The sequence below is a fragment of the Longinema margulisiae genome (genome assembly GCF_025266855.1).
Lineage (GTDB): Bacteria > Spirochaetota > Brevinematia > Brevinematales > Thermospiraceae > Thermospira.
This window is the reverse complement of sequence record NZ_CP053071.1, coordinates 860,509-873,952: the sequence shown is the minus strand read 5'-3', so window position 1 is coordinate 873,952 and position 13,444 is coordinate 860,509. Positions and strand designations below refer to the sequence as shown.

The window sequence follows — 13,444 nt, the reverse complement described above, 5'->3', positions numbered from 1 at the left end:
CTCCTGAAAATATGCTATACTATATATCCTCTCTGCGGCCATCGTACAGTGGTAGTACCTTAGCCTTCCAAGCTAATGGCGCGGGTTCGATTCCCGCTGGCCGCTTTGCCCTCCTTTTTTGGTATACAACCCACACATTCCCTCTAAGATAACCTCCTGAACTTTGGGGTCATCCTTCCCCCGGGATGACCCCGCTCTTTTTTTAGAAATCCTGGGCAATAACCACCTCATGTATCGGTCCATGGAAGAATATTCCATCATAGGGATAGGCGATATTCCAGATGAGTTTTATCTCCTGAGCCAAAGCAAGTCTCAGCCCCCATCCTATACTGAGTTTAAGATCCTTGAGTTCTCCGTTCTCTTTTCTCCCCTGGAAGTGGGCAAGATGCTCACGATACGCGGTAGCTCCCATGTCCACGAATCCCACTCCCCATATAGTTGGAAGAACAATGGGGGGAAATCCTAACTGCCAGTAGCGGATCAGGGGGAATCGAAATTCGGCGTTCCAGACAAAAGCGGTGTCTCCACGAAATACCCCATAGGGATATCCCCTGAGTGAGTTATGTCCACCCAGAAAGAAAAGAGAAGCTGGTCGATTTTCGTCGTAATTGAAAATGGTACCGCCAGAGAGCCTTGTGGCCAGTCCATAGCCTGGGACAATCATGAGGTATCCACGAAAATCCCCTATCAATCGTGTGGCAAAGCTTCCAAGGGAGTTGAAGGGCATCCCCTGGTCTAAAGAGAATACCATCCGTATCCCATCAAGGGGGCCTATCATAGAATCAAGGGTATTGTCAAAAACATAAGCGGTAGAAAGAAACACATCCTGGGCGTTGAAAAGCACGAGACTGCCGTTAGAGGCGAAGGGGTAGTTGATCGACCGGTAGCTGAGTGTAGCCTCAATTCGTTGGAAGGTAGAGAAAGGGTAGGAGTACAGGATATCCCCCTGCCATTTGTCAAAATAGGCATATCCTACCTGATAAAAATCGGGGAATTGAATCCACTCATAGAAAAGGTTGTTGTAATGAAGGAAGCGAAAACCTAATTGATGACGATACTTGAGGAAGAAATAGCCAAGTTCAAAGTTCCACCCTGCTAAACGAGGATCAGCCCCGACAAAGACCGAATCAACAAAGGCGTAAAGCTGATGGTCCCCGAAGGTATCACTTCCTGCAAAAATGCCCGCCATACCAAAATCACCATACGAATTGATACTCATGATGAAAAAGAGCCCATCGGGATAGAGTTTTAGGGTATAGGGTTTGAGAGCAAACGGTTCAAGGTCTTTTCTTTCTGTTTCAAGGGAGGGGAAGGGGGTCTTTTCTACGAAAAGAGGGGTCTCGTTTCCTTTTTCAAGAGGGAGCTTGTAGAGAGCCATAGTGCCAGCATCGTAGAGGGTGAGGTAGAGGGTATTTCCTTCTATGACGGGGAAACTCATCTCTCCCGGGTGGGTGAAAAGAAGAGAAAGAGAGCTCTCAGAGGGATCGTAGAGACATAACGAGGGAAAATCTCCCTGTTTGATAAAGAGGATAGTTTTTTTGCCATCATTCTCCCATACAAAGGGCATTTCATCAGCCACCCCACTATCCATTCGCCAGAGCCAGGCTTTTTTCTCTCTATCGTAGAGGTAAAGGTCCATGTTCTCACTTTCCTCTCCATGATGAAAATTGGCGGAGAGAACAATCTGGTTACTATCAAACCAGCGGGGTGTGTCCATGACATAAGAGGTGGTTATCAGAGGGGTTGTTTTGTGTGTACGGATATTGTACACAGCGAGGACATGGTATTGGTTTTCAATGGCGACGAAAACCACCTCTTCTCCTGAAGGGGAGATATCAGGTGAGAAAAAGACTCGATAGGGTAGGGTATGGGTGGTTTTTCGTTTTGTTTTTGTATCGTAGATGACAAGACGGTATCTATCTCCACCCTCAACTAACCAGCAAACCATGCCATTGGTGCTTTTGGAGAGATGATTTCTCTGATACTGAAAGTAGAGGTTCTGTTCACTGATGCCCATTTTGTCTATGGTTTTTCGAGAACCCGTATTGGTATTGTAGATGAGATAGGCTGGATAATACCTATCCACCCCCATGGTGAGAAATTCATTCTCGCTTATCCAGAGAATGTGGGCTTCAAAGTTTTCCTGTTCATGGAGTTTGGCCGGGGTTTTGTCCGCAGGATAGAGGGGAAAATATCGCTTGCTCAAAAATTCCCGAAACTCTCTGGAAAGAGCCTCCTCAGAGATCTTCAGGTCTTCAGAGAGGACTTTTGTCCAGTTTCTTTTTTTGGATAGTCCATGGACAATCGTTTTCACCACCTGTTTACCCCAGCGTTCTTCGGCAAAGGCATAGAAGAGAGCCCCCATTTTATAGACAAGATAGTACTGGAAGGACTCCAGCCGATAGAGGTCGTTTAACTCTTTAAGGGTGGGGAGTTTCCCCCGATAAAGAAGATTGGCTACATACCTGTCCCCTTCAAGGGTGGTTCCAACGGAGGCCCATTCGGCAAGCCCTTCCACTACCCAGAGAGGAACATTCATGAGTTGCATCCCCCCTCTCTGGGGATCTGACCAGAGGGAAAGTTGAAAAACATGGGCAAGTTCGTGATAGATATAGTGCTTCATTTCTGATCGTTTTGGGGTGTAGTAGAGGGCGACTCTGCCTCGGGAGAGTTCTGTGAAACCCTCAGTTCCCCTTTCCGTCCAGGGGATGATATTGTTTTTGAGAAAGTCTATCTGGTTTGGATAGAGGATAACCTGAATCTTTTTCTTCAGCGAATGGTCAAAAAAAGCCTCATGGTGGTTATAGGCCTCTTCTAACAGGGAGAGGGTTTCCTCCATGAGGTTCGTGTGTGTGCGGGGGATATGGAGCTCAAAATGGGGGGAAAAGGCGATGGTCCAATCATAACTGTAATAGATTACTTTGTTTTTTCCAAAACCGTAGAGAGCAAGGGGAAGAAAGACAAGAGAGAAAAGGAATTTTTTCATATCTCCTCCTTGGGAAAGGTTGAAGTTTTCTCCCCGTGTTCCTGGTGAAGAAACTTTTTCAGAGGGATGATAACGTTATTTTCAAGCCACGTGGTATTGGTCCAATCAGAGGGATCGACATACCTTCCCTGGATGGAAAAGCCCAGATGAAGATGGATACCTGTAGAATAGCCCGATTTTCCAATGATACCTATCATTTGACCGGGGGAGAGTACCTCCCCGGCTTTTGTCTCTATTCTTTCCAGATGCATATAGATAGCATGAAGACCAAGGCCGTGGTCAATCACGACGGTATTTCCTCCTGCCCCGTTATAATCAGCAAAAAGCACTTTGCCACCCCAGGGGGAAAAGACAGGGGTATTGGAGGGAGCCACAAAGTCAATCCCGTTGTGGTAGGAGCTTCGCACCGTTTTTCCTTCAAGAACAAACCGTCTCTCATCACCAAAGAGACTGGAGAGGGAGTACTCAGAGAGAGGGAGAAAGGCAAGGTTGGTGAAAAAACTTGTTCCGGTAGAGGGACGCTTGTAGGTGAGTCCGAAAATGCTTACCTTGGTTTGTTTCGCAAATTCTCTCATGAGAGCTTCGTAGTCTTTCAGGGGGTCACCGGTGAGATTGGTGAGATTGACCTCCTCTCCCTGTTTTTTGGAGAAATCGGAGGCTAAGGGAACAGTTCTCACCCGATAACTGGTTTTGAAGGGGGTGATGGGAAGAAGCTTTTCCACTCTGTTTTTGGCGGCATCCTCCGCAACAGCTTTGATCTGGTACTTGGTAGCGCTGAGAGGCCAGCCAACGAAGGTTATCCAGACGTTGTTTTGCTGGTAGGGGTAATAAAAAAGCCCTGTACTATCCACAAGCCAGGTTTGACAGGGGGCCCAGGACTTTACCTGATAGAGAACAAGACCACTTTTCCCCCGTCCTAACAAGGGGATATACAGAAGAGAGATTTCCGGCGGAATAGTCACCAAACGTATGGGATAGGAAGCTTCTTTCCACGGGTAGCTAATACGAAGGAGGCCATCCTTGATAGTTTTCTCAGGGAGAGAAGAGAGGGGCTGGATAACCAGGAGGTTGCTGATATAGGTAAAAGAGAGGGGAATATTGGTGACAGGTGGTATTTCCAAGGAAGCACGAACAACCCCCTGGCCGGCAAACGGAAGGGGAAGGGGATAACTCCCATTCCAGTACAGTCCATAGAGACCTGTGAAGAGAAAAAGTTCAAGAAAAATGCCTATCTCTGGGAGAAGCTGGGAAGTGTTCCGGTTTCCCATAGTAATACCCCTGTCCGTAGTTGATGTGTGTCTTTTTGATCTGCTGATGAATCTTCTCTGAGGAGACAAACTCAGCCACGGTTTTGCTACCAATCTTCTTTGAAAAGTTGACGATGTTTTCTACCACAGCCTGATAACGTGGATCATCGGGAAGTCTTTCAATGAGAGTGCCATCAATTTTGATATAATCAAAGGGGAGTTTGACAAGATACTCAAAGTTTGAATAGCCACTACCAAAGTCATCTAACGCTACCCTTGCCCCATACCGTTTTACCTGATGGATGAATTCCTCGACGATATGAAAGTCCTGGATGGCCATCTCTTCTACAATCTCAAAGATACATCGAACAGCCACTTCTGGATGGGTAGCAAGTTCTGAGAAAATCGTGGCCAGGGTATCGGGGTCCACAAGATCCTGGTAGGAGAGGTTGAGGGAAAAATCTTCGTCGATTTTGGAGAAGATTTCAAAGCATTTTTTGACCATGGTACGGGTGATGGCGCCGTAGAGTTGATTCCGCTGGGCGATAAAGAGAAAAAACTTTGGTTCGTAGGTTTTGCCATTTCTATCTACAATTCTTGCCAAACATTCGTATTTTTCTATCTTGCCTGTTTCAAGGTTCACGATGGGCTGGAAAAAGGGAACAATACGGTTATTTTCTATGGCGTCCTGCAAAAGAAGGGTGGCCTGGATGTTGTGTTCATAGGATTTGATCACATACATACTCTCATCATAGAAGGCATAAAATTTTCCCTGAGCCACCGCATACCGAAAGGCCATATCAGCTGTGCCCAAAAGGTTTTCTCTATGGTCACTGATACCGGCGTGGAAAAGGAGTCGGATCGGGGGAAGGGAAGGAAGAGAGAGGGGCTTTTCTGCGACGGAGACAAAAAGTTCTTCACAGAAACTCTGGAGAAAAGACCTATCCCATTTCTCCTCTCCTGCAATAGCAAATTCGTCGCTATGGAGGTGACAGATGAGAAGGGAGCGATACTTTTCGCCGAAAAGGCGTAAACGAGAGGCTATCTCTGAGAGTATTCGATCTCCTATGCGGTACCCAAAGAGGTCATTGAATTCCTTGAAATTGCTGATATTGAGGATCATAAGCCAGGACACAGGCTTTTGCTGGAGAAAATCGATGAGGTAATTTCGATTGGCAAGGTTGGTTACAGGGTGAAAATAGAGCCTCTGAACAAGAAGGGATCGAGACACCCCTAAAAGCCAGGCAAAGGTGCAGAAGAGGGCGCTTAGGGTGATCTGAAAAAATGCCATGCCATGAGAGAAAAAACTCGTGTGTGTAAGAAAATAAATGAGGCTTTCTACCACAAAGAGACCTATATGCCAGAGGATGCCTTCTTTTAGCCCAAAGAGAAGAAAAGCGAGAGCCGAAAAGGTGGCAAAAAAGACGAGCGCATGATAGGGGAAACCTCCATCGAACATAAAAATATGCCATAGGAAATAGGACGTCCAGAATAACAGAATGAGACGGGAGAAGAAAACCTGATAACGATGGGGTTTCAGAAAACTGTACCATCCAAGAGAAAGAAGCAAAATGCCAGAGATGATTCCCACAAGTCCCATGGGAATGGACGATTGGGGAAAAAGAGAAAAAAGGGCTCCGATCCCAAAAAAAAGACTCAAAAGTCCCATGAGTGTCGAGGTCCAGGAAACAATGGCCACAATCCAGGAACGAAGGGCAAGGTCGATAATCGTTTTTTCTCTCATGCTTCTATTATAATGGTGAAAAAAGAAATATGGCAATTTTTCTTGGGAAACTTGATGAAAAAAGAAAACTGGTGTATAATAATACCTCAAAGGAAAGATGGAGGTGGTATATGGCCAAGGAAATTATGGGTTTTGATAGCCAGTTCTTGAAGCAAATCAAATCCCTTTTTCAGGAAACAAACATTGAGGAGATAGAGATAGCTGAAGGGGAGGAGGTGTATTTTCGGGTTTCACGCCGAAAGGAAGTGAGTCCGCTTTCTGTTTCAGCTCCTTCCGTGGCCCCTGTGGTTCAGATGCCGGTTGCCCCTGTTCAGCCAGTGTCAGCACCAACAAGTGCGCCTGTGGCTCCCGCACCGTCTTCTACTCCTTCTTCTTCAGAATATGACGATGAGACAAAATATTTCAAGGTCAAATCCCCTATCGTAGGGACATTTTATGAGGCACCTTCTCCTGATTCTCCTCCCTTTGTCAAGGTAGGCGATGTGGTTTCTCCGGATACCACGGTAGCCATTGTAGAGGCCATGAAGGTGATGAATGAGATCAAGGCAGAGGTGAAGGGAAAAATCGTCCAGATTCTCAAGACCAATGGCTCGGCAGTTCAATCAGGAGAGCCTCTTTTCATCGTGGAGAAGATGTAACGAAAGGAGGGTTAGCCCTCTTGGCAAGAACGGCGGGAGGTATTCATGAATGATCTCGATTCTCTAACCCCCATGATGCGACAATACAAAGAGATCAAAGCCCGCCATCCCGACAAGATTCTTCTCTTTCGTGTGGGCGATTTTTATGAGATGTTTTATGAGGATGCGAAGGTAGCTTCGCAGATTCTCAGTATTGCCCTTACCTCTCGTAATGATATGCCCATGGCAGGTTTTCCCTTTCATGCGGCACAGCATTATATCCAGAAGCTTGTAAAAAACAATCAAAAAGTGGCTATCTGTGAACAGCTTGAGGATCCTTCCAAGGCAAAGAAACTTGTGAAACGGGATATTGTGGAGATTATTACCCCGGCCACACGTCTTTCTCCCGATCTCTCCGTGGAGGTTTTCAATCAGTATTTAGCGGTTCTCTACCATGAGGGAAGTGAATACTTTCTCTGGATGGCCGACATTTCCACGGGGGATATGTATGGGCATATCTTTTCAGGTTCTCCGTCGGATGTTCTTCGGGCCATTCAGGACGAATGGATGCGTTATCAGCCCCTTGAATGTCTCTATCGTGAGGAGCTTCATTCCTGGAAGGCCTGGACGAATTTTTTGTCCCAGACGGGCGTTCTTGCTCAGTCTATGCCAGTGTGGTATTTTGATGAGGGGTACTTTCCCCGGGAGGTTTTTGCGACTTTAGAAAAACGTGTTTCCAAGAAGGGGGCTCTGAAAGGTTTAGCAGGGGTCTTTCGTTATTTTGAAGAAACCCAGGTGGGAAATCCTCATCTCAAGCGAAATTTTTCCAGGCTTCTTGAGCGTATTCAACTGGTGGAGTCGGCCCTGTATGTGGAGATGGACGATTTCACCATTCGCAATCTTGAACTTACCAGTAATCTCTGGGATGGGAGTGTCAAACATACCCTTTTTGAGGTTCTGAACGAAACCATCACGCCAATGGGGACAAGGCTTTTGAAACGCTGGATCCTGTATCCCCTTGCGAGAATTCCCATGATTGAGAAGCGTCTGAATGATGTGGAACATTTTGTGAGGGAGAGTGTGATAACCTCCCAGATTCGGACGACCCTTCGTTCTATCACGGATATAGAGCGGCTTCATACCCGCCTTGAACTGGGCAAGGTTATTCCAAGGGATCTGATCCAGCTGAAGCAGAGTCTAAAGGGCGTGCTTTCTCTTCTTCCCCATATCACGATAGAGGGGTATTCACAGGACGAGGCCAGAGCCTCCATAGAAGAGATGGTCTCTCTTCTTGAAGAAGCCCTGAACGACGATCCTCCATCGGCTTTTCAGGGGGAGGTGATCCGGGAGGGGTATCATCAGGACCTTGATGATCTTCGTCGTCTCTTGAGAGAGGGGAGAGACTTCATCCTGAAACTTCAGGAGAGGGAAAGAGAACGAACCAAGATTGCCTCTCTCAAGGTACGCTATAATAACGTGTTTGGCTACTTTATTGAGGTGAGCAAGGCCAATCTTCATCTTGTTCCCCCCGATTACATTCGAAAACAGAGTCTTGTGAATGCAGAGCGTTATACCCTTCCGGAGCTTGAAGAATACGAAGCAAAGGTAGCGACAGCCTCAGAACGTATAGCCAAGTTAGAAGAAGAGATTTTTCACCAGGTTGTGGAAAAGGTGCTTGCCCATACCACACTTCTTTCTGAAATAGCCTCAAAAGTGGCCTATCTTGATGTGGTGACGACGTTGGCCTTTGTGGCGGTGGATAGGCATTATACCCGTCCTGTGTTATCGGACAAAAAGATCCTGCGAATTGTTGATGGACGCCATCCTGTGGTGGAAAATTCACTGGGGCGAAATCTTTTTGTGCCCAATGATACCATCATGGATGAGAATGATTTTCTTGTGATTCTCACAGGGCCCAACATGGCTGGAAAGTCCACCTATCTTCGCCAGAACGCTCTCATTGTGCTTATGGCCCAGATGGGGTCGTTTGTCCCTGCAAGGGAGGCGCATATCGGGGTGGTGGACAAGATTTTCACCCGTATTGGGGCATCGGATAACCTTTCCCAGGGGCTTTCCACGTTTCTTGTGGAGATGCAGGAGGCGGCTCGTATTCTCACCTATGCTACCCCAAAAAGCCTTATCATCATGGATGAACTGGGGAGGGGGACTTCGACGTATGATGGGCTTTCGATTGCCTGGGCGGTGATAGAGTATCTTGCGGATCATCCGGAGAAAAAGGCCAGGACCCTTTTTGCCACGCATTATCATGAACTTACCCAGTTAGGGGAGAAACCGGGTATCAAGAATTATACCGTCGCCGTTCGGGAACAGAATGATGACCTTGTTTTTCTGAGAAAGGTGATTCCTGGACCGGCTGATAAAAGTTATGGTATTCATGTGGCAAGGCTTGCGGGTATCCCCATGGAGGTTATTGAACGGGCACGTACGATTTTAGAAACCCTTGAAAAGGAAGGAGTGAAAACCCAGGTGGAGGTAGAGACTGAATTTTCCCGTCGTTATCACGGGCAGGTGGGAAAACAGGATTTCCTTTTTGAGGAGTCAACCGCCGCGAGTTATGACTGGTTGGCCAAAGAAATCAAAAAGTTGGATCTCAATCAGATGACCCCTATTGATGCGCTCAATTTTCTTGTCCGGATGAAACAACGGTTGGGGTAAGGTGGCTTGAAGAAAACGCACGCGTGAGTTTCCGTTACTATGAAGAAGTATTTTTCACTTTGGTGAGAAAAATGTTCTCCAGAGAGGGAGAGATTTGTTCTATAGAAACCCCAGGATATCCTAAAGCCCTGAGCTCTTTTTTTAGAAGGGGTATGTCTTTCTCAGGGGGAACGACGATATGAATCTTTTTCCCGAAGAGGGCTTTGTGAATGATAAAGGGAAGCGAAACTAAATGATGAAAGAGTTCTATACTCTTGTCTGATTCTATAGCATACACGTTGTATTCAAATTCTTTTTTCAATTGTCCGGGGGAGTTGTCGGCTATCAATTTCCCTCCTATGATAAAGCCCACCCGATGACAATATTCAGCCTCTTCCATGTAATGGGTGGTGACAAACACCGTTTTTCCTTCCTGGGCAAGGGTGTAGATGATTTCCCAGAATTTTCTTCGCATCAGGGGATCAACGCCGGAGGTTGGTTCATCGAGAAAGACAATTTCTGGATTGTGGATCAGGGCCTTGGCCAGGGCAAGCCGTTGTTTTATGCCGGCAGGTAATTTGATAACGGGGGTTGATGGAGGGGCAGAGATTTCCATTTTCTGGAGAAGTTCGTCTATTCTCTCTCTGATAGTGGCCGAAGGAACACCATAGATGCCTCCAAAAAAGCGCAGGTTTTCCTCTATGGAAAGATCTTCATAAAGAGAAAATCGCTGGGACATATAGCCAATAGCATGCTTGATTTTTTGCTGCTCTTTCACCATATCAAAACCAAGAATGTGTCCTTCTCCTTCTGTTGGGGTGAGAATCCCGCAGAGCATTTTGATGGTGGTGGTTTTCCCCGCCCCATTTGGGCCCAAAAAGCCAAAGATTTCCCCCCTTTTGACCACAAAAGAGATCCTATCAACAGCGACAAAATGGTGAAATTTTTTGGTGAGATTTTTTACCACCACGCTTTCCATAGGCATTCCCTATTCTAAGTGTTTGGCAAATTTTCTTGCACTCAGGATAAACATAAGGATTCCTATACAAAGGAGCAAAAGAATCTTTGGCCACAAAAGAGTTATCCCAGCTCCTTTGAGAAAAAGAGAACGAATCAAATCAAGAAAGTGTCGCATGGGGTTGAGATAGGTGAGCATCTGGATAATGGGGGGCATGGACTCAATGGGAAACGCAAAGCCAGAAAAAAGAAGGGCTGGAAGCATAAAAAGAACCACGGAGAGAATCGCCTGCTGTTGACTGTGAGAAATGGTGGATATAAAAAGCCCAATAGCGGTTGTAGTGAGAAGAAAGGCTACTGAGATTAACAAAAGAAGGGAGAAGCTTCCCGAGAAAGGAACATGAAACCAGAAAATCAGAATAAGCGTTACCACAATAGTATCAATAAGCCCGACAATCATATAAGGAAGGGTTTTGCCAATCACGAGCTCTTCGGGACGCAGCGGAGAAACAATGAGCTGGTCGATGGTGGTATTTTCCCGTTCTTTTACCACAGACATGGCGGTGAGAAGAATGGTGATCATGGAGATAAGAAGCCCAAAGATACCGGAAAGATAAAAATTCCGGCTGGAGAGTCCAGGGTTGAAGAAGACACGTTCCTCTATATTCACAAGGCCGGGGAGACGTCCCCCTCCATAAGCCTGGTGTATGACGAGTGCTCGCTGAATGTTTTTTTGATAATAGGGGAGCATGATCTGATGCAGGAGTGCCTGGACTTCTGCTATGATCATAGAACTCCGACTGGAGTCTGTGCCATCTACAAAGACCTGAAGAGGTACGGTTTTGCCTTTTTTGAGGCCCTTTTCAAAATGAGGGGGAATATGGAGAAAAACATCAATTTTCCCTGTATCAAAGAGGATGTCTACCTCCTGAGGTTTTTGAAGAGAGGCCACAAGGGAAAAAACGTCACTCCCTCGAAAACGTTCTACAAGAGAACGACTTTCATATGATTTATCTTCATCAAAAACAGCCATACGAATATTTTTCACATCTGTATTGATGGCGTAGCCGAAGACTAAAAGCATCACAATCGGAGGGACAAAAAGTACGATGCGCATGCGGATATCTCGAAAAATCTGCAGAAACTCTTTTTGTACAAGGGCGAGGATAAACTTATGGCGAATCATGGTTTTCCTCTAAGGACATATGAATCTTGGAGAGGGCAAGAGTACTTGTGAAGAGCGCAAATATCCCCAAAAAGAGAATTTGAGTAAGAAGCAAACTTGTTCCAATACCCTTGAGGGTAATGCCCTTGATAATGGTGATCAAATATCTTGCCGGGACAAGATAGGTGATGGCCTGGATGATGAAAGGCATATTGATAATGGGGAAGATATATCCTGAAAGAATGAAAGTGGGCAGATAAGTGAGAATAAAAGAGATCTGAATAGAGAGAATTTGTGACCGAGTAAGGGCAGAAAGAAGCATTCCTAAACTTGACGATCCAATGAGGAAAAGAAGAGCCAGAAGGTACAATTCCAGAAAACTTCCTTTGATAGGGACATGAAAAAAGAAATGCCCAATACCTATGGTGGTCATCAGATCAAAAAGGGCAATAAAAACATAGGGAAGAAGTTTTCCAAAAAAGAGTTCATATTTGGTGAGGGGAGTGGTGAGGAGAGTTTCTATGGTATGTCTTTCCCATTCTCGAGCGATCGTGAGAGAAGTAATCACCGCTGAAAGAATAGCCATTACAATGACAATAATGCCAGGGATGATGAAATTTTTGCTGGCAAGTTCTGGATTGTAGAGGATTCTATTTTCTATCTGGAGGGGGGAGGAAAGGTGGAGACCCCTTTTTTTGAAGAAGGTATTTCTCATGTTTATGTTGTACTCGTACACCATAGTCTGGAGATATCCCGTAGCTACTGTAGCCGTGGTGGTTTCCGAGCCGTCAACAAGAAGCTGGAGGGATACCGATTTACCATTCAAGATGTGCTGTTGAAAGCCTTGAGGAATAACGAGTACGAGTTTCACATCTCCCTGGATGAGTTTTTTTTCAGCTTCTTTTTCTGAGAAAAGGAAATGCTTTATGATAAGATACGTATTTCCCCGGAAATGGGAAAGAAAATCTCTGGAAAGAGGGGAAAGGTCATGATCTACCACAGCGAGAGAGATATTTTTGATATCTAAACTCAAACCATAGGCAAAGATAAAAAGGAGAAAAACAGGGATGACAAGGGCCATAATAAAACTTCGTTTGTCCCGGCGAATTTGAATCCACTCTTTCTCAGCGATGACAAGGGTTCGGTTCAGAGAATAGAGTAGCGTTTTCCAGTTTATCTGGTAAGCCATGCGATGAACACGTCCTCCAGGGATGGTTTTTTTCTTTTCCAGGGGATTTTTTTGCCTATGGCTGAAAAAATAAAAGGAAGTTCTTTGTCTGGATTTTCTGAGAAAAGGAGGAGTGAGTTCCCTCTGACAAAAATCGAAAGAGGTGCTATTTTTTGAAGCATAGAGAAGGTGGCAAAGGGATTTTCTACCTCAATTTCTATCACTTCATGGGAAAGAAGAGAGGAAATCTCTTCAGAGGGTTTCATAAACAAAAATCTCCCTTCGTACATCACCGCCACCTGCGAGCATCGTTCTGCCTCATCTAAATAGGAAGTGGTCAGGACAATAGTCGTATCTTCTTTGAGAAGTTCGTAGAGGACTTCCCAGAATTCTCTACGAGAAACAGGATCGACCCCATTCGTTGGTTCATCTAAGATGAGAAGTTTTGGATTGTGCATCAAGACACACATGAGGCCAAGTTTTTGTTTCATTCCACCGGAGAGATGGCCAGCGAGTCTTTTTCGAAATGGCTTGAGATTGCTGAATTGGTAGAGTTTTTCGATTTTGTTTTCTCGTTCTTTTTTGGGTAGGCCATGGAGTCTTCCCATAAAATGAAGGTTTTCTTCTACAGTGAGATCTTCATAAAGGGCAAATTGTTGTGGCATGTAGGCCACGGTGTCTTTGACAAAAGAGTGAGAAGAAGAAAGAGAGAGATTGTTTCCTTCAAAAAACACCTCTCCTGTGGTTGGTCGGAGTAAACCCGCGATTATTCTGGTGAGGGTACTTTTGCCGGCGCCATCTGGCCCCACAATGCCCAAAATTTCCCGGGAAGGAAGACAAAAAGAAATATTGTCTATGATGGTTTTTCCTTCGATGATTTTTGAGACGTTTTTTACCTCAAGCAT

The 13,444-nt window shown here is 45.5% G+C and carries 9 protein-coding genes and 1 tRNA gene; 3 read left to right on the top strand and 7 right to left on the bottom strand.

Annotation, left to right across the window (positions count from 1 at the left end; genetic code table 11):
• Window positions 1–34: 34 nt before the first annotated feature.
• Window positions 35–105 (top strand) — tRNA-Gly (locus BREVNS_RS03975).
• 97 nt (window positions 106–202) lie between these two features.
• Here the strand turns inward: BREVNS_RS03975 and BREVNS_RS03970 are convergent.
• From BREVNS_RS03970 to BREVNS_RS03960, 3 genes are read right to left on the bottom strand one after another with little or no spacing between them, the layout of a single operon-like run.
• Entirely contained in the window at window positions 203–2,986 is a 2,784-nt protein-coding gene (locus BREVNS_RS03970; RefSeq protein ID WP_483427762.1) for a TolB family protein, read from the bottom strand.
• On the bottom strand, window positions 2,983–4,254 hold the full coding sequence (locus BREVNS_RS03965) for a M23 family metallopeptidase (protein ID WP_483427761.1): 1,272 nt from the start codon (window positions 4,252–4,254) through the stop codon (window positions 2,983–2,985). Before BREVNS_RS03965 ends, BREVNS_RS03970 begins: the two co-directional genes overlap by 4 nt.
• Window positions 4,202–5,977, bottom strand: a complete 1,776-nt coding sequence (locus BREVNS_RS03960; protein ID WP_483427760.1) for an EAL domain-containing protein — start codon at window positions 5,975–5,977, stop codon at window positions 4,202–4,204. The genes BREVNS_RS03965 and BREVNS_RS03960 overlap by 53 nt, the downstream gene beginning before the upstream one ends.
• Window positions 5,978–6,087: 110 nt before the next feature.
• On the opposite strand from BREVNS_RS03960, the gene accB reads away from it, so the two are divergent.
• Both accB and mutS read left to right on the top strand, forming a co-directional pair.
• A complete protein-coding gene (accB, locus tag BREVNS_RS03955; RefSeq protein WP_483427759.1) occupies window positions 6,088–6,615 on the top strand; it encodes an acetyl-CoA carboxylase biotin carboxyl carrier protein in 528 nt (175 codons plus the stop codon).
• A gap of 45 nt (window positions 6,616–6,660) precedes the next feature.
• The gene (gene mutS, locus BREVNS_RS03950) at window positions 6,661–9,270 is read left to right on the top strand and encodes a DNA mismatch repair protein MutS (RefSeq protein ID WP_483427758.1); all 2,610 of its coding nucleotides are present in this window, start codon (window positions 6,661–6,663) and stop codon (window positions 9,268–9,270) included.
• Between the two features lie 37 nt (window positions 9,271–9,307).
• Here mutS and BREVNS_RS03945 read toward each other — a convergent pair whose 3' ends face one another.
• From BREVNS_RS03945 to BREVNS_RS03930, 4 genes are read right to left on the bottom strand one after another with little or no spacing between them, the layout of a single operon-like run.
• On the bottom strand, window positions 9,308–10,228 hold the full coding sequence (locus BREVNS_RS03945; protein WP_483427757.1) for an ABC transporter ATP-binding protein: 921 nt from the start codon (window positions 10,226–10,228) through the stop codon (window positions 9,308–9,310).
• 9 nt (window positions 10,229–10,237) lie between these two features.
• Window positions 10,238–11,392 (bottom strand): ABC transporter permease, encoded by a 1,155-nt coding sequence (locus tag BREVNS_RS03940; RefSeq protein ID WP_483427756.1) that lies wholly within the window; start codon window positions 11,390–11,392, stop codon window positions 10,238–10,240.
• Window positions 11,379–12,560 carry an ABC transporter permease gene (locus BREVNS_RS03935; protein WP_483427755.1) on the bottom strand — a complete coding sequence of 394 codons (1,182 nt, stop codon included), beginning with the start codon at window positions 12,558–12,560 and terminating at the stop codon, window positions 11,379–11,381. The genes BREVNS_RS03940 and BREVNS_RS03935 overlap by 14 nt, the downstream gene beginning before the upstream one ends.
• Window positions 12,545–13,444: an ABC transporter ATP-binding protein gene (locus BREVNS_RS03930; RefSeq protein WP_483427754.1), complete on the bottom strand. Its 900-nt coding sequence runs from the start codon at window positions 13,442–13,444 to the stop codon at window positions 12,545–12,547. The genes BREVNS_RS03935 and BREVNS_RS03930 overlap by 16 nt, the downstream gene beginning before the upstream one ends.